General features: G+C 53.3%; 17 protein-coding genes. 11 read left to right on the top strand and 6 right to left on the bottom strand.

The window, feature by feature from the left end; all coding sequences use genetic code 11:
- Positions 1-61: 61 nt before the first annotated feature.
- A complete protein-coding gene (locus ABSH60_RS12240; protein ID WP_390974144.1) occupies positions 62-1,495 on the top strand; it encodes a 6-phospho-beta-glucosidase in 1,434 nt (477 codons plus the stop codon).
- 40 nt (positions 1,496-1,535) lie between these two features.
- Here the strand turns inward: ABSH60_RS12240 and ABSH60_RS12235 are convergent, their stop codons facing one another.
- From ABSH60_RS12235 to rraB, 3 genes are all read right to left on the bottom strand, one after another.
- Positions 1,536-3,095 carry a family 43 glycosylhydrolase gene (locus tag ABSH60_RS12235; protein WP_390974142.1) on the bottom strand — a complete coding sequence of 520 codons (1,560 nt, stop codon included), beginning with the start codon at positions 3,093-3,095 and terminating at the stop codon, positions 1,536-1,538.
- Positions 3,096-3,108: 13 nt separating this feature from the next.
- Positions 3,109-4,539, bottom strand: coding sequence for a glycoside-pentoside-hexuronide (GPH):cation symporter (locus ABSH60_RS12230; RefSeq protein WP_390974140.1), 1,431 nt, complete (start codon positions 4,537-4,539; stop codon positions 3,109-3,111).
- A 216-nt stretch (positions 4,540-4,755) separates the two neighbouring features.
- Positions 4,756-5,181 (bottom strand): ribonuclease E inhibitor RraB, encoded by a 426-nt coding sequence (rraB, locus tag ABSH60_RS12225; protein WP_112169305.1) that lies wholly within the window; start codon positions 5,179-5,181, stop codon positions 4,756-4,758.
- Between the two features lie 168 nt (positions 5,182-5,349).
- On the opposite strand from rraB, the gene argF reads away from it, so the two are divergent.
- Together argF and ABSH60_RS12215 are read left to right on the top strand one after the other, a co-directional pair.
- The gene (argF, locus tag ABSH60_RS12220) at positions 5,350-6,357 is read left to right on the top strand and encodes an ornithine carbamoyltransferase (RefSeq protein WP_056776508.1); all 1,008 of its coding nucleotides are present in this window, start codon (positions 5,350-5,352) and stop codon (positions 6,355-6,357) included.
- Positions 6,358-6,530: 173 nt separating this feature from the next.
- Positions 6,531-8,318: a sugar phosphorylase gene (locus ABSH60_RS12215; protein ID WP_183848422.1), complete on the top strand. Its 1,788-nt coding sequence runs from the start codon at positions 6,531-6,533 to the stop codon at positions 8,316-8,318.
- On the opposite strand, the gene ABSH60_RS12210 is transcribed toward ABSH60_RS12215, so the two are convergent.
- Positions 8,315-8,785 carry a YhcH/YjgK/YiaL family protein gene (locus ABSH60_RS12210; protein ID WP_122094391.1) on the bottom strand — a complete coding sequence of 157 codons (471 nt, stop codon included), beginning with the start codon at positions 8,783-8,785 and terminating at the stop codon, positions 8,315-8,317. The two genes, ABSH60_RS12215 and ABSH60_RS12210, sit on opposite strands and share 4 nt — an antisense overlap.
- Before the next feature lie 414 nt (positions 8,786-9,199).
- Here ABSH60_RS12210 and pyrB point away from each other — a divergent pair, with 414 nt between their 5' ends.
- The 8 genes from pyrB (at position 9,200) to ABSH60_RS12170 (ending at position 16,331) form a co-directional block, all read left to right on the top strand.
- Positions 9,200-10,135 (top strand): aspartate carbamoyltransferase, encoded by a 936-nt coding sequence (pyrB, locus tag ABSH60_RS12205; RefSeq protein WP_056776496.1) that lies wholly within the window; start codon positions 9,200-9,202, stop codon positions 10,133-10,135.
- An 18-nt stretch (positions 10,136-10,153) separates the two neighbouring features.
- Positions 10,154-10,618 carry an aspartate carbamoyltransferase regulatory subunit gene (gene pyrI, locus ABSH60_RS12200; protein ID WP_056776493.1) on the top strand — a complete coding sequence of 155 codons (465 nt, stop codon included), beginning with the start codon at positions 10,154-10,156 and terminating at the stop codon, positions 10,616-10,618.
- A 55-nt stretch (positions 10,619-10,673) separates the two neighbouring features.
- Positions 10,674-11,060: a 2-iminobutanoate/2-iminopropanoate deaminase gene (gene ridA / locus ABSH60_RS12195; protein WP_056776488.1), complete on the top strand. Its 387-nt coding sequence runs from the start codon at positions 10,674-10,676 to the stop codon at positions 11,058-11,060.
- A 208-nt stretch (positions 11,061-11,268) separates the two neighbouring features.
- Positions 11,269-12,720 (top strand): circularly permuted type 2 ATP-grasp protein, encoded by a 1,452-nt coding sequence (locus ABSH60_RS12190; RefSeq protein WP_056776484.1) that lies wholly within the window; start codon positions 11,269-11,271, stop codon positions 12,718-12,720.
- Positions 12,714-13,655 carry an alpha-E domain-containing protein gene (locus ABSH60_RS12185; RefSeq protein ID WP_056776481.1) on the top strand — a complete coding sequence of 314 codons (942 nt, stop codon included), beginning with the start codon at positions 12,714-12,716 and terminating at the stop codon, positions 13,653-13,655. The genes ABSH60_RS12190 and ABSH60_RS12185 overlap by 7 nt, the downstream gene beginning before the upstream one ends.
- The gene (locus ABSH60_RS12180) at positions 13,655-14,449 is read left to right on the top strand and encodes a transglutaminase family protein (protein ID WP_056776478.1); all 795 of its coding nucleotides are present in this window, start codon (positions 13,655-13,657) and stop codon (positions 14,447-14,449) included. Before ABSH60_RS12185 ends, ABSH60_RS12180 begins: the two co-directional genes overlap by 1 nt.
- 20 nt (positions 14,450-14,469) lie before the next feature.
- A complete protein-coding gene (locus ABSH60_RS12175; RefSeq protein ID WP_136376593.1) occupies positions 14,470-15,201 on the top strand; it encodes a proteasome-type protease in 732 nt (243 codons plus the stop codon).
- Between the two features lie 98 nt (positions 15,202-15,299).
- On the top strand, positions 15,300-16,331 hold the full coding sequence (locus ABSH60_RS12170; protein WP_056776470.1) for a LacI family DNA-binding transcriptional regulator: 1,032 nt from the start codon (positions 15,300-15,302) through the stop codon (positions 16,329-16,331).
- A 46-nt stretch (positions 16,332-16,377) separates the two neighbouring features.
- Here ABSH60_RS12170 and ABSH60_RS12165 read toward each other — a convergent pair whose 3' ends face one another.
- Together ABSH60_RS12165 and ABSH60_RS12160 are read right to left on the bottom strand one after the other, a co-directional pair.
- On the bottom strand, positions 16,378-17,388 hold the full coding sequence (locus tag ABSH60_RS12165) for an OmpG family monomeric porin (RefSeq protein WP_390974134.1): 1,011 nt from the start codon (positions 17,386-17,388) through the stop codon (positions 16,378-16,380).
- A gap of 61 nt (positions 17,389-17,449) precedes the next feature.
- Positions 17,450-18,538: a sn-glycerol-3-phosphate ABC transporter ATP-binding protein UgpC gene (locus ABSH60_RS12160; RefSeq protein ID WP_390974132.1), complete on the bottom strand. Its 1,089-nt coding sequence runs from the start codon at positions 18,536-18,538 to the stop codon at positions 17,450-17,452.
- Between the last annotated feature and the right edge of the window lie 2 nt (positions 18,539-18,540).

The raw sequence follows: 18,540 nt of genomic DNA, 5'->3' as shown, positions 1-18,540 counted from the left end.
TGACATTACGATCTACAGGGCAGAAGCAATCTGCCCTCATCAAGTATCCAGGGAGAATCAAATGAGTCATCAGTTACCGAAAGATTTCTTGTGGGGCGGCGCGGTAGCGGCGCATCAGGTTGAAGGCGGCTGGAACAAAGGCGGCAAAGGCATCAGCATCTGCGACGTGCTTTCCGGCGGCGCACACGGCGTTGACCGCGTGATGACCGACGGCGTGCTGGAGGGCTACAGTTATCCAAACCACGAAGCCGTCGATTTCTACTCGCACTACAAAGAAGATATTGCGCTGTTCGCTGAGATGGGCTTCAAATGCTTCCGCACCTCGATTGCGTGGACGCGCATCTTCCCGAACGGTGACGAATTGCAGCCTAACGAAGCCGGTCTGCAATTCTACGATGATATGTTTGATGAACTACTCAAACACAATATCGAGCCGGTCATTACCCTTTCTCACTTTGAGATGCCGTGGCATCTGGTGAAAGAATATGGCGGCTGGAAAAACCGTCAGGTGGTGGATTTCTTTGTGCGTTTCAGCCAGGTGGTCATGGAGCGTTACAAAGGCAAGGTCAAATACTGGATGACCTTCAACGAGATCAACAACCAGCGCAACTGGAAGTACCCGTTGTTCGGTTATTGCTGCTCCGGCGTGGTGTTTACCGAGCAGGAAAATCCGGAAGAAACTATGTATCAGGTGCTGCATCATCAGTTCGTTGCCAGTGCCAAAGTGGTCAAACTCGGCCATGCCATTAATCCTGATTTCAAAATCGGCTGCATGATCGCCATGGTGCCGCTTTATCCGTTCTCCTGCCATCCGGACGACGTGATGTATTCCGTCGAAGCGATGCACGAACGCTTCCTGTTCAGCGACGTGCATATGCGCGGTTATTACCCGGCATATGCGCTGAAAGAGTGGGAACGCCGCGGTTTCAATATCAAAATGGAAGACGGCGATCTTCAGGCGCTGCGCGACGGCTGTGCCGATTACATCGGGCTGAGTTATTACATGAGCAACGCAATTTCGGCGCACAACCCGAGCGACGATAACGGCCTGTCCGGCTTTGCGGGCAGCGTGCCGAATCCACATGTGAAGGCATCCGACTGGGGCTGGCAGATTGATCCTGTCGGTCTGCGTTACACCCTGAATATCTTGTACGAACGTTATCAGAAGCCGCTGTTTATCGTCGAAAATGGCTTTGGCGCAATCGACAAAGCCGGTGAAGACGGCGTCATTCACGACGATTACCGCATCGCCTATCTGAAGGCGCACATCGAGCAGATGAAAAAAGCCGTGCTGGAAGATGGCGTGGATCTGATGGGCTACACGCCGTGGGGCTGCATCGACTGCGTGTCGTTCACCACTGGCCAGTACAGCAAACGTTACGGCTTCATTCACGTCGATAAAAACGACGACGGCACCGGCACGATGGCGCGCTCTAAAAAAGAGAGCTTCGGCTGGTATCAGAAAGTGATTGGCAGTAACGGTGAAGTGCTTTAAGAAGAGAACAGCCAGCTCCCGCGAGCTGGCTTTTTTATGGCTATCGGGCGCTCATCGAAAAATAGGCAAACTCGCCGTAGCCCGCATCAGCATTGACAGCAGAGGCCGCCGAATAAAGGCCAATTTTCGCCCCCACCCATTTCCCTGCTGAAATTGAAAATTGAGATTCAACAGCTTTCCACTCTTCCGTTTCGACCTGCCTGAAGGAAAAATGACAAACGCCACGTGACAATACATCCGCCCTGATGAACACCGCGTCATGACCAGTGAGCGTTGCCAGCACGGTTCTTTTCTGGCTCAGAACGCCTTTATCGCTCATCCACCCGAAATCGAACACCAGCACCCACCCGCCATCCTGCTGACACACCGAAACCGCTCCGTATCTCTCGCCATACACAATCAAACCGCTTTGCTCACCGTCATGGTTAAAATGCGGTCTCAGACGGGTGGTCACCGTGAATTCAGGGGCGGAGAATTTCTGCAAAAGCAGTTGCGGCGTGTCATACAAAGCCCGTTCGCCATAAGGCTGGCAGGCCAGTTTCAGGCCAGTCGTCGACGGGATTATCCAGTCTGGCTGCGGGTTCGCCTGCCACTGCCATTGCAGGCCAAAGCGCCCGTCGGCAAAACTGTCCGACGTTTGCGGAACGTATCGCATCCCCTGAGCGTATGCAGCAGGTTTTGTGTACACCGGTACCGGCTGCCCCAGCCCTTCGGCATTGATTTTTTCGCCGATCTCCGGCCAGTCATCGCCGTTCCAGCGCATAGGTTGCAGGTGCACTATCCGGCCATTGTGTGCGGCATCCTGAAAATGAACAAACCAGCATTCGCCGTTTTTAAGTTCCACCCAGCCGCCCTGGTGAGGGCCATTCACGGTCGTGGTGCCCTGATGTAAAACATCGCGCGCCTCAAACGGGCCGCTCAACTGGCGGGAGCGTAATACGGTCTGCCAGCCACTTTCAACGCCGCCGGCAGGGGCAAAAATATAATACCAGCCATGACGCCGGTAGACTTTGGGCCCTTCGATAGTCGGATGGGAAACCGCGCCATCGAAAATGATTTTACCCTCATCGAGCAGGGACGTGGCGTCCGGGGACATTTCGCAAAGCTGTAGCTGATGCTTGATTCCGGAACGACTGTAGGCGAATGCATGAACCAGCCACGCCCGCCCGTCCTCATCCCAGAACGGACAAGGGTCGATCCAGCCTTTCACCGCTTTAATACACTGCGGCTCGCTCCATTCTTTGGCCGGGTCTTCGGCATAAGACATAAAAATGCCTTCATCGGGCATGCTGTAAAACACCCAAAAAAGCCCGTTGTGATAACGAATACTCGGCGCCCAGATCCCTTTACCAGGCTGCATGCTGTCGTATGCCGGCGAGTTAATCCGCTGTACGACGTGATTAATGATTTTCCAGTTCACCAGATCGGTTGAATGAAGAACGGGCAGGCCCGGAATATGGTTAAAACTCGAGGCCACCATATAAATATCGTCGCCCACACAAACAATATCCGGGTCCGAATAATCCGCATGCAAAACAGGGTTCTGATAACGCCCGTCACCCAAATCTGCGCACCAGCCAGCGTGGTTAATCTTCTCCATATTCATCTCCCCCTTATTTAACCGCCATCACAGGCGCCAGATTACCGGCTGCGTTTTCCTGCTCGCGGGCAATATCACCGCTGCGTTTCGCCAGATCCGTCTGAATATTCTTCATCGTGGCATCATCGAGTTTGTAGAAGCGGGCAAGGAAATAGAGGATCAGATAGGACACTGAAGGTCCGATGGTCAGCAGACCGATGATGCCGGTCGTTGCCAGCGCGGTTTGGGTTTCTGCACCAGCGTGATAACCGAACCAGCCGAGTGAGAACCCGACGAACGCCCCGGCAAAGGCCATCCCCAGTTTTAACGCGAACAGATTCCCTGAGAAAGAGAGGCCGGTGATCCGCCGCCCTGTTTTCCACTCACCATAATCCGCCGCATTGGCCATCATGTTCCATTTAAACGGCTGGTACATCTGGTGTAAAAAACCAATGATGAAATACAACGGGAAAATCACCGGCAGGAATTTCGGCGGTACGAAAAACATCACAACGCCCGTCAGAACCAGCAGCAGGTTGATATTTTTAAACATCGCCAGCGTGCTGAACCGTTTGGCAAAATACCCCGCCGCCATCGCCCCGAATATCGTGCCGACCACGCTGGTGGTAATAAATGTACTTTTCATCGCCGTACCGCTGACCAGACTCTGCCCCTTATCCAGCATCAGATACGTCGCGTAATACAACGTGGCGGAGCTGCGCATCACTCCGGCCATACTGGAGAAAAAGGTGATAATCGCGACAATACGCCACTGATCGTTCGACAGTAGATTTTTCAAATCACTCATCACCGATACCTGACGGGTATCCTCCGCCGTGATGCGTTCTTTGGTGAAACAAAAACAGAACACCAGCATACACACCGCAATCGCGCCCATCACCGCCATCGTCGCCTGATATCCGGCCTGCAGATTCTCTTTACCAAAATAATCCACCAGCCACAAAGTACCGACAGAAACCAGTAAACCCGCCAGTGAGGAAATCGTGAACCGGTAGGATTGTGCAGAAAGCCGGTCTTTATCATCCGTGGTAATCACCCCACCCAGCGCGCAGTAAGGAATATTGATAAAGGTGTAACACAGCATCAGCAGCGAATAAGTAATGTAGGCATAAAGCAGTTTTCCGGAATGACCAAAATCAGGCGTGGTGAACGTCATCACCGCCAGCACGGCATAAGGAATGGCGAACCAAATCAACCACGGGCGAAAATGCCCCCAGCGGGTTTTCACGCGGTCCGCAACAATACCGGTGAGCGGATCGCTGACGGCATCCAGAATGCGTGTGACCAGAAACATCACCCCGACCGCTGCCGCGGAAAGCCCGTAGATATCGGTATAAAAGTAGGTCAGAAACATCGTGACGGAGGAATAAACGATCCCGCAAGCGGCGTCTCCCATACCAAAACCAAGTTTTTCTATAACAGACAATTTCTTTACGGCTGCCATAATCTGACTCCACACCATGAGGTAGAATATCTTTCAGAATTGGTATGTTAACTTTTGGCAGGTGCGTTGAATTTAACCATATTTCACTTAGGGTTTATGAAATTTGCTTAATGCGAAGGGAGTCACAAAGGGGGCTGTCATGCACAAACAAAAAAGGCCACCGTCTCCGGCAGCCTTTTCTTTCTTCATGAATCGGAATTCAGAAGCCCGACTCAATCAATGACGTTTGCCGTCATCATCTTCGTCGATAAAATCTTCGTCTTCGCCTTCTTCACCTTCTTCGTCGTCGTCGCCTTCGAAGTAAGTGCCCCAACCGTCGTAGTTAACGCCGTTGGTTTCGGCCAGATTCATCAGTTGCTCAACCTGTGTGTCGATAAGCTCGGCATTCAGCGCCACTTCGCTAATCACGTCACAGCACATCATGACAGTACCGTCTTCAGCTTCCAGCTCTTCCGGGTCGGAAACTTCATAACCCAGTTTGAAAGCTTCTACGACCGCTTTCTCCAGAACTTCGAACTTTTCTGAAGATAAGTGGTGTTCAATGGTGTAAAGCGCGTCAGGATCGCTGCCATCGTCCAGCAGCTCTTCGATGATTAAGCGAGTTTCTTCACGTTGTTCTTCCAGCAATTCACGGTTTGCCATTTCTCAGTCCTCAATCAATTTGACGTTTGTACGCTATTTTCACACACCATAGAGCGCGCCTCCACTATTAAAGAGAAAGTTTTCTCTGCGGGGTTGTAATTGCATATTCATACATATAAATTGAATTTTAATTCAATCCGAAATGCTTACGCGCTATGGAGCGACATCATGAGTTTGTTGAGTAAACGTCATTTTCTCAGGTTACTGGATTTTACCCCGTCAGAGATTTCGTCCCTGCTGACACTCTCCGCTGAACTGAAAGCGGCAAAGAAAAATGGCACTGAGAAAGCCCGCCTGCAAGGCAAAAACATCGCGCTCATCTTCGAAAAAGACTCAACCCGCACACGATGCTCTTTCGAAGTTGCCGCATATGACCAGGGGGCAAAAGTCACTTATCTCGGCCCCAGTGGCAGCCAGATCGGCCATAAAGAATCGATGAAAGACACCGCCCGCGTACTGGGCCGCATGTACGACGGTATTCAGTATCGTGGCTATGGTCAGGATAAAGTGGAAACGCTGGCGGAATATTCCGGCGTGCCGGTATGGAATGGCTTAACCAATGAATTTCACCCGACACAGCTGCTGGCCGACCTGCTGACCATGCAGGAGCATCTGCCAAATCAGCCGCTCAAAGGGATGCGCCTGGCGTATCTGGGCGACACACGTAACAATATGGGCAACTCGTTGCTGGAAGCTGCCGCGCTGTGCGGGCTGGATCTACGCCTTGTGGCACCGTCAGTATGCTGGCCCGATGCCGAACTGGTCGCGACCTGTCAACATCTCGCAAATGAAAATGGCGGCACGATCACGCTCACCGAAGACATTGCCACCGGCGTAAAAGACGCGGATTTTCTCTATACCGACGTCTGGGTGTCGATGGGTGAACCGAAAGAGGCCTGGAAGGAGCGCATCAACCTGCTGCGCCCTTATCAGGTGAACAGCGCGATGCTGGCGCTGACCGGCAATCCTGACGTGAAATTCCTGCACTGTCTGCCTGCTTTCCACGATGATCAGACCACACTCGGCAAACAAATGGCCGAAGAATACGGTTTGCAGGGCGGTATGGAAGTCACTGACGACGTCTTTGAGTCCCGCCACAGCGTCGTGTTCGATCAGGCGGAAAACCGTCTGCACACCATCAAAGCCGTCATGGTTGCCACACTCGGTACAGAATAAATTCCACGGCATCATCCCGACTTTTTTGCGGATGATGCCGCCTTTTTCCTCCAGAATTCTCCGTTATCCCCCCTTTTGTCGCCACAGCCGGTCATTTTCAACTAACCTTTTTAAAGCGCTTTCGTTTTATCGCCTTTGTCAGAAAAACAGAAATGCAGTGAGAAGGAACCGATATGAGCTCAGTAAATCTTGAGTATGTCCTGCGGCTGGAAAGCCTGTTAAGCAGGATTTACCCCAGGGAACACATCGCCGATCTGCTGAAAAAGATTCTGCATCTCGCCAACAAATGGGATTACGGCAAACACCGCACCACCGGCTGGGTGGACGGTACGAATATTTATCTGATTACTTATGGCGACAATATCCGTCAGGGCGAGCAACCGCCGCTGGCGACGCTGAATCATTTTGCTAACACCTATTTGCGCGACATTATCAGCGACATCCATATTTTGCCGATGTACCCGTACAGCTCGGATGACGGCTTCAGCGTGATCGACTACCGGCGAATCGACGAAAATCTCGGAGGATGGTCTGACATTCACCACCTGTCAGAGAACTTTAATCTGATGTTCGACTGCGTGATTAATCACATCTCGCGTTCAAGCGACTGGATGAAAGGCTATCTGCACGACGATCCCTATTACAAAGGGTATTTCATCGACGCCAACCCTGAACTCGATTACAGCCGGGTTGTGCGCCCGCGCGCCTCGCCGCTGCTCTCTCCCTTTATCAAAGCCGACGGCACCGAGCTGTACCTGTGGACAACCTTCAGCGAAGATCAGGTGGACATTAATTTCAAAAATCCGCAGGTCCTGCTGGAAAGCATCGACGTGCTGCTGCAATACGCGGCCAGCGGCGGGCAGTCTATTCGCCTCGATGCCATCGGGTATATCTGGAAGGAAGCCGGAACCTCCTGTATTCACCTGCCACAGGCGCACAACATCATCAAAGTGTGGCGCACGATTCTGGATGAAGTGATCCCCGGCACGCGGCTGATTACCGAAACCAACGTTCCGCATCACGAAAACATCAGTTATTTCGGTGAAGGCGATGAGGCGCACATGGTGTATCAGTTCCCGCTGCCGCCGCTGACGCTGCATGCATTTTTACGCGAAGACACCACCACACTCACCCGCTGGGCACAAAGCCTGAATGCCGAAGCACGCTACCCTGACACCACGTATTTCAACTTCCTCGCCAGCCACGACGGGATCGGCCTGCGCCCGACAGAAACCTTTCTCAGCGATGAAGAACGCAAATACATGGCGCAGGAAACGCTGCGCAAAGAGGGGCGCGTCTCCTACAAAGACAACGGCGACGGCACCCATTCCCCTTATGAGCTGAATATCAATTACCTGAGCGCACTGACCGAACCGGAAGATAGCGTCGAAATGAAAGCGCGCAAGTTCCTGGCGGCGCAGGCGCTGTTGTTGTCGTTCATCGGCGTTCCGGCGATTTATATCCACAGCCTGCTGGGCAGCGAAAACGATCTCGACGGCATGCATCAGTCCGGGATCAACCGGCGCATCAACCGTAAAAAGCTGGATCTGAGTAAAATTGAGGCCGAACTGGAAAAGAAAGACAGTTTGCCCGCGCGGGTGTTCGAGGGCTTACAGGCACTGATAAGGCACCGGCGCGCCCATCCGGCGTTCTCGCCACAGGCTGGTCAGCGGGTGTTTGACCTGGGGAAATCGCTGTTTGCCATGGAACGCTATGATCCGAAAACAGAAGACCGCATAACCTGCGTGTTTAACATCAGCAGCCGTTCACAGGTGCTGAAACTGGCGGTAGAAGGCAAGGATCTGATTGGCGGGGACGTGTTTAACGGGCAGACGCGACTCCAGCCGTGGCAGGTGGTGTGGATCAAACACAAACTGAAAGCGCCAGAACGCCTCGGAAGACTGCGTCGCTGGCGGATGAAATTGTTTAAACGTACTAAACGTCAGCCAGCAGAGCGTTAAGCGGGTAACACGCTGGCGTCCATTTTCACCACGGCTTTGCGCACGTTGGCCGGTTCGCCAACGGCGCACAGCGGTTTATGCACTTCGCCCGGATAAAACACCACGAAATCGCCGGTCTGCATGATCATGGTTTTTTCCTGTTCACCGGCAGCCAGAAACGCGATGTCCTTGTCGGCCAGCCAGTCGGTGTCAACGTACCCTGCCGGTAAGTTGCTGAAAGTCATGCCTTCAGTCCCATTGAGGATAATCTGAATATCCAGATAACGCGCATGAAACTCGGCGCGGCGTTCTGCCTGAGGTGCCGTTGAATCGTTGGAAATCAGCACGAAAACGTCATCGCCACAGATATCGTGTTTACCCAGCGGGGTATCGGCATTGATGTTCTGTTTGACGAATTCGATCGCTTCTCGCAGCGCGGCAGGCAGATAGGGGACTAGATGTAACTGATGAATATTACCGGTAATCATGATTTTCCCTTTGCTGTAGTAAAAATGAAATGATGTTTCAATGTGGGAACATGATAATGCACTCTTGCCCTGCGCCCCTTGATCCAGTTAACACTTTTTGCCTGCGGATCCGGCCACAGCCAAACGTTTGCCTGCGGGCGATTTTCCGCTTGATGTCGCCGGTTACGCGCGTATAATGCGCCACAATTTGCCGGGAGAACCCATGAACATTTGCCACGTTTTGCGCTCAGACGATCGACCAGACACCGTGCCATCAGGCAGCCCGCTGCCGTTGTTCTTCCGTTGTATTGCTGGTCAGCGTTCAGTTGATCAAAAAGAAAGGCCCCTCATTGCAGGGGCTTTTTTTTGTCCGAAATTTGAGTGTGCAACCACTGCAAGCACATCTTTTAAGCACAAAGAAACAGGAGAATGACGATGGCGAATCCGCTGTATCTAAAAGACATCATTTCAATTAACGATCTCAGCCGCGAGGAGCTCGAGCTGGTGCTCGAGACCGCCGCCAGCCTGAAAGCCAGTCCGCAGCCTGAATTGTTGAAACATAAAGTCATCGCCAGCTGTTTCTTTGAAGCTTCCACCCGCACGCGCCTGTCGTTTGAAGCCTCCGTTCACCGCCTCGGTGCGTCGGTGGTCGGGTTCTCAGACAGCAGCAACACGTCGCTTGGCAAAAAAGGCGAGACGCTGGCCGACACTATTTCGGTGATCAGCACCTACGTCGATGCCATTGTGATGCGCCATCCGCAGGAAGGCGCGGCGCGTCTGGCCACTGAATTCTCCGGCAACATTCCGGTACTGAACGCCGGTGACGGTGCGAATCAGCATCCGACCCAAACCCTGCTGGACTTGTTCACTATTCAGGAAACACAGGGCCGCCTGGATAACATCAACATCGCCATGGTCGGCGACCTGAAATATGGCCGCACGGTGCATTCCCTGGCGCAGGCGCTGGCGAAATTTAACGGCAACCGTTTCTACTTTATCGCCCCGGACGCACTGGCGATGCCGGGCTACATTCTGGCGCTGCTGGAAGAGAAAGGGATTGAATACAGCCTGCATAGCAGCATCGAGGAGGTCGTGCCGGACATCGATATTCTGTACATGACCCGCGTGCAGAAAGAGCGTCTTGATCCCTCAGAGTACGCCAATGTGAAGGCGCAGTTTGTGTTACGCGCCGCCGATCTGACCCATGCTCAGCCGCATCTGAAAGTGCTGCATCCGCTGCCGCGTATTGACGAGATCACGCCGGATGTCGATAAAACGCCTTACGCCTGGTATTTCCAGCAGGCCGGAAACGGCATTTTTGCGCGCCAGGCGTTGCTGGCACTGGTGCTGAACGCAGACACTGCCCAATAAACTTGAGGAGAAACGATCATGACTCACGACAATAAACTTCAGGTTGAAGCGATCAAATGCGGTACGGTGATCGACCATATTCCCGCGCAGGTCGGGTTTAAGCTGCTGTCTCTGTTCAAATTTACCCAGACGGAACAACGCGTCACCGTCGGCCTGAACCTGCCGTCCGGCGAACTTGGCCGCAAAGACATCATCAAAATCGAGAATACGTTTCTGACCGACGAGCAGGTCAATCAGCTGGCGGTGTACGCCCCGCGCGCGACGGTAAATCGCATTGATGATTATGAAGTGGTGAAGAAACTGATGCCGACGCTGCCGGACCGGATTGTGGGCGTTTTACGCTGTCCGAACGGCAACTGCATCAGCCGCTTTGAGCCGGTGGATTCCAGTTTTGCGGTGAAACAGCGTGCTGACGGCGTGCACCTGAAATGTAAGTATTGCGAGAAAGAGTTTGAGCACCAGGTGGTGCTGAACAACGATTAACCCTTTATACTGAGGGATAATTTTTCATTCACCTTAACTCAAATCAGGAGACATTATGTCCCGCGAAATCAGCACTGAAAACGCTCCGGCAGCCATCGGTCCTTATGTTCAGGGCGTCGATCTGGGCAGCATGATCATCACGTCCGGTCAGATCCCGGTGGATCCTAAAACCGGCGCCGTGGCCGACGATATCGCCGCTCAGGCACGCCAGTCACTGGAAAACGTGCAGGCGATCGTGGAAGCCGCTGGCCTGAAAGTTTCAGACATCGTGAAAACCACCGTTTTCGTGAAAGATCTGAACGACTTCGCCACCGTTAACGCCACGTATGAAGCCTTCTTCACCGAGCACAACGCGCCATTCCCGGCCCGTTCTTGCGTTGAAGTCGCACGTCTGCCAAAAGACGTGAAAATCGAAATCGAAGCCATCGCTGTACGCCGTTAATTCGCACCACCGATGCACCAGACCAGCCTGCGGGCTGGTTTTTTTTGCCCCATTATCAGGCAAAGAACCCGCTTTCCGCCCTATAATTAAGCAGCCCTGCCTCTTTTCTCCTGATTTCCAGCCCATTTTGCACGCTGGCACACTTTATGCCTGATCTTCATTGTTATTGAACGATTCAATTGCAGCCTGTCCAGTTTGTGAGGTGATGATGATCAAGATTGACCTTTCCGATTCACCCTTTTTTGATGAGATGTTAATGGCTGAAGGGAAACACCGCAGCCATTATCAGGCTTACTGGCAGTGGTTGCAGCAGGCCGATCAACAGGCCGTCCAGCGCAAAAAAGAGGAAGCTGCGCTGCTGTTCCACCGGGTGGGGATTACCTTTAATGTTTACGGCGAAGATGATGGCGCGGAGCGGCTGATCCCGTTCGACAGCGTGCCGCGCATTATTCCTGCCGGGGAATGGCAAATGCTCGATCGCGGTATCCGTCAGCGGGTACAGGCGCTGAATGCGTTTCTGCATGATATTTACCACGACCAGAAGATCCTCAAAGCCGGGATCGTGCCTGCCGAACAGGTGCTGGCAAACGATCAATATCAGCCTTGCATGCAGGGCATCGATCTTCACCGTGATACTTACGCCCACATCGCCGGCACCGACATGGTGCGCGGTGGCGACGGTGAATATTACGTGCTGGAAGACAACCTGCGCACGCCCTCCGGCGTCTCCTACATGATGGAAAACCGCAAAATGATGATGCGGTTATACCCGGAACTCTTCGCCCAGCAGCGGATCGCGCCAGTTTCGCGCTACCCTTCTCACCTGCTGCAAACCCTGCGCGAAAGCACACCGGTGAACGATCCGACCGTTGTGGTGCTGACGCCGGGCCGCTTTAACAGCGCCTATTTTGAGCACAGTTTCCTGGCGCAGCAAATGGGCGTTGAGCTGGTGGAAAGCGCCGATCTGTTCGTGAAAGACGGTGCCGTACTGATGCGTACCACCGCCGGGCCGTGCAAAATTGACGTGATTTACCGTCGCATCGACGATGCGTTCCTGGATCCGCTGGCGTTTCGTGCTGATTCCATGCTCGGCGTGCCCGGCCTGCTTTCCGTCTATCGCGCGGGCGGCGTGGTGCTGGCGAATGCGATCGGTACCGGCGTGGCGGATGACAAATCGATCTACCCGTATGTACCGGAGATGATCCGCTACTATCTGGCCGAAGATCCGATCCTCAATAACGTGCCGACCTGGCAATGCCGCAAAGAAAGCGATCTCTCTTTCGTGCTGGCGAATCTGGACAAAATGGTGGTGAAGGAGGTTCATGGCGCTGGCGGTTACGGCATGCTGATTGGCCCGATGGCCAGTCAGGAAGAGCTGGCCCGTTTTCGCGATCTGCTAAAAACCCGCCCTGAAAATTACATCGCGCAGGAGACACTCGCGCTCTCAACATGTCCGACGTTTGTCGAAAACGGCCTGGCGCCGCGCCACATCGATTTACGGCCTTTCGCCCTGACCGGTGCGGAAATTCGCCTGGTGCCCGGCGGGCTCACCCGTGTTGCGCTTGCCGAAGGCTCGCTGGTGGTCAATTCATCGCAGGGCGGTGGCACCAAAGATACCTGGGTGCTGGAAGAAGATTCGACGGAGGACGACGCATGCTAAGCAGAACCGCCAGTGAGCTGTACTGGATGGCGCGTTATCTGGAACGCGCCGAAAACATCGCCCGTCTGCTGGACGTCACTAACAAGCTGTCGATGATGTCGATCCGCGACGTGACAGCACGCGACGAAAATAACGATCTGCTGGTGCCGCTGACCATGACCGGCACGCGCACGCTGTTCGATGCGCATTATCCGCAGCTGACGATGAGCAATCTGCTCAACTTTTTCGCGTTAGACAACATCAACCACGGCAGCATTTTCAGCTGTCTGCAAATGGCGTGGAATAATGCTCACGCCGTGCGCGGCAGCCTGTCTTCTGAAGTCTGGGAAAGCATCAATGCCACCTGGATCGAGATGAAACTGATCCGCCGGCAGGGCGTCGGATCGGCGGGCGCCGATTCATTTTTCGACTGGGTTAAGGAGCGCTCACATCTGTTTCGTGGCGCCATGTTCGGCACTTTGCTGCGCAGCGACGCCCAGAACTTCATCCGGCTCGGCACCATGCTGGAGCGCGCAGACAGTACAGCCCGCCTGCTGGATGCCAAAAATCAGCTTCTCAACGCCGATGAAGATCCGGTACGCGAATATTACCGGATGGACACCCTGCTGCGCGCGGTCAGCGCCCGCGAAGCGTTCCACACGCTCTATAAGCAGCAACTTAGCCAGAAGCGCATCGCTGAATTGCTGATCCTGCGCCGTGAATTACCGCGCTCACTGCTGTCTTGCGTGGAAATCATGGCCGAACAGCTGGAAGAAATCGGCGGCACCGCAGGCAACCTGCCACGCCGCCGCGTTCATACCCTGCACGCGCAGCTTCGTTTCACCGAAATGGAAGAGATTGTCGAAATGGGCCTCAGCCCCTGGTTGATGCAGTTCCTCGACCAGACCGGCGCTATCGCCGAGAGCATCCATCAGACCTATCTGGAGGCACAATAATGAAACTGAATGTCAGTCATCAGACGCATTACACCTATGCGCAGCAGGTCAAACACAGCACGCAATACCTGCGCCTTACCCCGCAAAACTCCAGCCATCAGAAAATCCTGTCATGGGATTTAACCCTGCCGGAATATGCCACCCGCACCTTTGATGCCTACGGCAACGTTTTGCACGTGCTGACCCTCGACCAGCCGCATCAGGCGATCACCATTGAGGCCAACGGCATGGTGGAGATCGAAGACAACACCGAAGACGACAGCTGCGGCCATCTCTCGCCGCTGGTGTTCTTGCGTACCAGCCCGCTGACGCAGGCCGACGGCGCGATCCGCGATTTTGCGCATCGTTATTACCGGCCACAGGCACAGCACGAAAGCCTGTGCAGCCTGATGGGTGAGCTGCTGCTGAAAATGCCCTACAGCCCCGGCACCACCACGGTGAAAGACAGCGCGTCGCAGGCGTTTTCCGCGCAGCAAGGCGTATGTCAGGATCACACTCACGTCTTTCTCGCCTGCTGCCGCAGTCTGGGCATTCCGGCGCGCTATGTCAGCGGCTACCTTTATACTGAAGATTCCGCCCATGTGGCGATGCATGCCTGGGCGGAAGCCTGGCTGGATGACCGCTGGCAGAGCTTTGACGTCACCAATAACACCTGCCAGCCCAATCAGCATTTGAAACTGGCTATCGGCATAGATTATCTTGATGCTTGCCCGGTCCGCGGTATCCGGTTAGGTGGAGGATGCGAAGACATGCGCACTGTCGCGGCAGTTGAAATGTTCGACATACCGCAATAATCGATACAGGAACGAATCCTATGACTTACTGTGTGGCCATGCGCTTGTCCTCTGGCCTGGTGTTTGTTTCAGACTCGCGCACCAATGCCGGGGTGGATCACATTTCCACCTTCCGCAAACTGCATGTTTTTCATCACAGCGATGAACGGGTGCTGGTGCTCCAAAGTGCCGGAAATCTGGCGACCACACAGAGCATTATCAGCCTGCTGCACCGGCGTTGCCTCGATGATCAGCGTGAAAATCTGCTTAACGTGGAATCGATGTACGACGCCGCCAGCCTGCTCGGGGAAACGGTGCGCGAAGTGATTGCCCGTGACAGCGGCGCCAATCAGGGCGGCACCACGGATTTCAGCTGTAACCTGCTGCTCGGCGGCCAGATCAAGGGGGAAGGGTTGCGGCTGTTCCATATTTATCCCCAGGGTAATTTCATCGAAGCCACCCATGACACTCCCTATTTTCAGGTGGGGGAAAGCAAGTACGGCAAGCCGATTATCGATCGCGTGCTGAACTTCGATACACCGCTGGATCAGGCGATGCAGTGCGCGCTGATTTCGATGGATTCGACGCTGCGCAGTAATCTTTCCGTCGGTCTGCCGCTGGATGTGCTGACCTACCCGGTCGACAGCTACAGCACGGCGCAGCAGTACCGGATCACCGAAACACACCCGTATTTCGACATGATCCGCAAAGGCTGGGGCGAAGGCTTGCTGAGTATTTTTGCCCAACTGCCGCCGCTGAAATTAGACGAGTAAACCTCCGCCACATCAGGTCTGGGGAACATGGACAACCTCAGACCTGCCCCGTATTATCAATATCCCGTCCTTAATACGGATATTTGAGGTGAAATATCGTGGCAGTCACTATTTATGATATTGCCCGTCTGGCAAAAGTCTCCAAATCTACCGTATCGCGAGTTATCACTCATCAAACCAATATTTCGCCTGATGCGCGCGAGCGTGTTCTGGAGGCAATCCGCACCCTGAATTACCAGCCGAGTAAAGTGGCACGGGCGCTGACATCCAAAGGTTTTGATGCCATTTTGGTCATTTCCACCCGCTCCACCAAAACCACCGCCGGTAATCCGTTCTTTTCCGAAATACTGCAATCCATTGCATTGCGCGCGGAAAAAGAGGGGTTTGATGTTATTTTGCAGACCTCCAAAAATAGTGAAGAAGATTTGCAAAAGTGCGTGGCAAAAATAACGGAAAAAATGGTGAAGGGCGTGATTATGCTGAGTTCACCGGCTGATGAACACATTCTGGCGCAACTCGACCATTATCAGGTTCCCGTTGTTGTTATTGGTAATATCGAAGGCGCTTATAAACATGTTTTCTCCGTCGATACCGATAATTTCCAGGACAGCTACCGGCTGACACAACATCTTATTTCGCTCGGTCATCGGGATATTGCCTGCCTGCACGCTCCGCTGGATTACCACGTTTCGATTGATCGTTTGTCCGGGTATCAGCACGCCATGCAGGACGCCGGGCTGCCGGTGCAACCAGGCCTGATGATTGACGGCGGCTACACGGCGGAAAGCGCCTGTCTGGCGGCAACGGCGCTGCTCAAAAGCGATCGGCCACCGACTGCCGTTTTCGCCACCGATGCCTTAAAAGTCATGAGTATTTACCGCGCCGCCCATGATCAGAAAAAAAGCATTCCTGACGAGCTTTCCGTTACCGGCTACAGCAGCGACAATGTTTCGCCCCTCCTTTCTCCAGGTCTTACCGGCATTGAAATTCCGATCCGGGAATTAGGCTGGCAGGGTTGCAGTGTGTTGTTTGATAAAATTTTCGACCGCCCGTGTGCGCACGCACGAACGCTTGTGCCCACGCAGTTAGTCGTCAATCATTCCGCCCGTTGTCTTAAGGCCGCGAAATAAGTCAGTCCAACAGGAAGCGGCGCCCCCTGTTGGATGATTCAGTGCATCAGAAAGTGTACGTCAGGCCGACACCGGTATAATGGAATTTGGTTTTCGCATTGGCGCTGGCATCGATATTATCGTGCAGTTGCAATTCGTAGGCATATTCCAGTGATATCGCAAAACCGGCCGGTAATGGCTGATTAATTAACAGTCCGAAACGGGTATCGGTTTCCCCTTCCCGCTCTGCGCGGTCGTCATTGTAATAATAGGTGTCGAGCGTTCTGCGAACGTACGGCGTCAGCACCGTTTTTCCGCTGGAAAAGAGATCCACACTCACCGGTATATACACGCGGGCTTCCTGTTTGGCGAATTCGCCGCGCTGACTGTCTCCGGTATTCCATCCGCGATCTAAATAATAATTCACCTGAATGGCAACATCCCCGGAGAAACTGTATTTAAGACCCGTTTCGCCTTCAAATTCTTTATTCAGATAACCGTTATTGTCCATATTATTATAATAATTGTATAACGCCATCCAGCCGTTATATTTCAGATTCGGGCTGAGTGAAACCGACCAGTCGGGCTGAACAGTGTAACGCTGGGTATTGTAGGATCCGCTGTCTTTCTTCTTATCTTCATTATACTTCCACTGATAATTTCTGAACCCCAGCATCAGCCCAAGGGCGTAATCATCGTTATCGGCAAACTGATAATGCGCATCGAATTCGTACTGATTGAACCAGTCGCTGCGCGTATCCTGAGAATAATCAACGTTATGATCTTCCTGATAAAACGCTCCGTACAGATTCCACTGTCCTTTGCTGAAGTTAATAAATACCGTCGGTTCATAGGCACCGTCTTTATCGCCCTGACCTTCCGTGTTTTCAGTTTCCTGCATCACACCGACCTGGATTTTCCAGGGTTCAGAGGGCAGGGCCGCCAGGCCGATGGGCACCGGCGTCAGCATTTCCGGTGAATTATGATCTTCATTCTTATTCACGCTTTCGCCTTCAGCAGAAAACGCAGACGAGCAGACTGCGCCGCAGAATAAGGCGGCAATGAGATTTATTTTCATTATATAAATTCCTTTTTACAGTAGGGACAGCGAAATATTAAGACAACGGGTAACCTCTTTTTTAAATATCTGTAATAACGACTTCAGAATCGCAATCAAAGAAATGGCATTTATTCATATCAAAACGCAGGGATAATAATTCACCTGCCTGATAATCCGTATTCGCGCCGGAGCGACAGACAAACTCATGTCCGCCAATAGAGCAATACAACATAAATTCTGCGCCCGTCAGTTCGGCTACGGTAATGCGCGCTTCAAAATGCGCATTTTGCGAAGCCGCACTGGCGATATCCTCCGGGCGGATGCCCAGCACCAGCGGCTTACGCTGATAATCGCGTGCATTCAGGATCGCCAGTTTTTCCTGCGGCACCGGAATGCGCAGGCTTTCGGTGACAAAGTATTCTCCATCGAGCGCGCCACGGATAAAGTTCATCGCCGGGGACCCGATAAAACCGGCAACGAACATATTTTGCGGGTGGTTATACACCGCCTTCGGCGCACCGACCTGCTGGATCACTCCGTCTTTCATCACCACAATCCGCGTCGCCATGGTCATGGCTTCGGTCTGATCGTGGGTGACGTAAATCATGGTGGTGTTGAGTTTGTGGTGCAGCTTGCTGATTTCCGCGCGCATCTGCACACGCAGTTTGGCGTCCAGGTTCGACAGCGGTTCATCCATCAGAAAGACTTTGGCATCGCGCACAATGGCGCGCCCGAGGGCCACACGCTGTCGCTGCCCGCCGGATAACGCGCCGGGACGGCGCTGGAGATACTCTTTCAAACCGAGGATTTGCGCAGCATATTCCACACGCTGGTGGATTTCCTCCGGCGCAATTTTTCTCAGCTTCAGTCCGAACGCCATGTTGTCGTAAACCGACATATGTGGATAAAGCGCATAGTTCTGGAACACCATCGCAATCTCGCGATCTTTGGGCGCCACATCATTCATGCGCACGCCGTCGATCAGCAGGTCGCCGTCAGAAATCGCCTCCAGCCCTGCAATCATGCGCAACGTCGTGGATTTTCCGCAGCCCGACGGCCCGACAAACACGATGAACTCTTTGTCTGCGATTTCCAGACTGAAATCCTTCACCACCTGAACCTGCTTGTCGTAAATTTTCTGAATATGTTGCAGTGAAATCTGAGCCATAA

The organism is Rahnella sp. R3(2024) (assembly GCF_042920125.1).
Classification (GTDB): Bacteria; Pseudomonadota; Gammaproteobacteria; order Enterobacterales; family Enterobacteriaceae; genus Rahnella; species Rahnella rivi.
Note: the sequence above shows the minus strand (reverse complement) of the source record. Positions and strands in the feature narration are given on the sequence as shown.

What these genes read in the sequence shown, in the direction of transcription:
- ABSH60_RS12240 (WP_390974144.1), top strand. Translation starts at nt 62, where the DNA reads ATGAGTCATCAGTTACCGAAAGATTTCTTGTGGGGCGGCGCGGTAGCG.
- ABSH60_RS12235 (WP_390974142.1), bottom strand. Translation starts at nt 3,095, where the DNA reads ATGGAGAAGATTAACCACGCTGGCTGGTGCGCAGATTTGGGTGACGGG.
- ABSH60_RS12230 (WP_390974140.1), bottom strand. Translation starts at nt 4,539, where the DNA reads ATGGCAGCCGTAAAGAAATTGTCTGTTATAGAAAAACTTGGTTTTGGT.
- rraB (WP_112169305.1), bottom strand. Translation starts at nt 5,181, where the DNA reads ATGGCAAACCGTGAATTGCTGGAAGAACAACGTGAAGAAACTCGCTTA.
- argF (WP_056776508.1), top strand. Translation starts at nt 5,350, where the DNA reads ATGAGTTTGTTGAGTAAACGTCATTTTCTCAGGTTACTGGATTTTACC.
- ABSH60_RS12215 (WP_183848422.1), top strand. Translation starts at nt 6,531, where the DNA reads ATGAGCTCAGTAAATCTTGAGTATGTCCTGCGGCTGGAAAGCCTGTTA.
- ABSH60_RS12210 (WP_122094391.1), bottom strand. Translation starts at nt 8,785, where the DNA reads ATGATTACCGGTAATATTCATCAGTTACATCTAGTCCCCTATCTGCCT.
- pyrB (WP_056776496.1), top strand. Translation starts at nt 9,200, where the DNA reads ATGGCGAATCCGCTGTATCTAAAAGACATCATTTCAATTAACGATCTC.
- pyrI (WP_056776493.1), top strand. Translation starts at nt 10,154, where the DNA reads ATGACTCACGACAATAAACTTCAGGTTGAAGCGATCAAATGCGGTACG.
- ridA (WP_056776488.1), top strand. Translation starts at nt 10,674, where the DNA reads ATGTCCCGCGAAATCAGCACTGAAAACGCTCCGGCAGCCATCGGTCCT.
- ABSH60_RS12190 (WP_056776484.1), top strand. Translation starts at nt 11,269, where the DNA reads ATGATCAAGATTGACCTTTCCGATTCACCCTTTTTTGATGAGATGTTA.
- ABSH60_RS12185 (WP_056776481.1), top strand. Translation starts at nt 12,714, where the DNA reads ATGCTAAGCAGAACCGCCAGTGAGCTGTACTGGATGGCGCGTTATCTG.
- ABSH60_RS12180 (WP_056776478.1), top strand. Translation starts at nt 13,655, where the DNA reads ATGAAACTGAATGTCAGTCATCAGACGCATTACACCTATGCGCAGCAG.
- ABSH60_RS12175 (WP_136376593.1), top strand. Translation starts at nt 14,470, where the DNA reads ATGACTTACTGTGTGGCCATGCGCTTGTCCTCTGGCCTGGTGTTTGTT.
- ABSH60_RS12165 (WP_390974134.1), bottom strand. Translation starts at nt 17,388, where the DNA reads ATGAAAATAAATCTCATTGCCGCCTTATTCTGCGGCGCAGTCTGCTCG.
- ABSH60_RS12160 (WP_390974132.1), bottom strand. Translation starts at nt 18,538, where the DNA reads ATGGCTCAGATTTCACTGCAACATATTCAGAAAATTTACGACAAGCAG.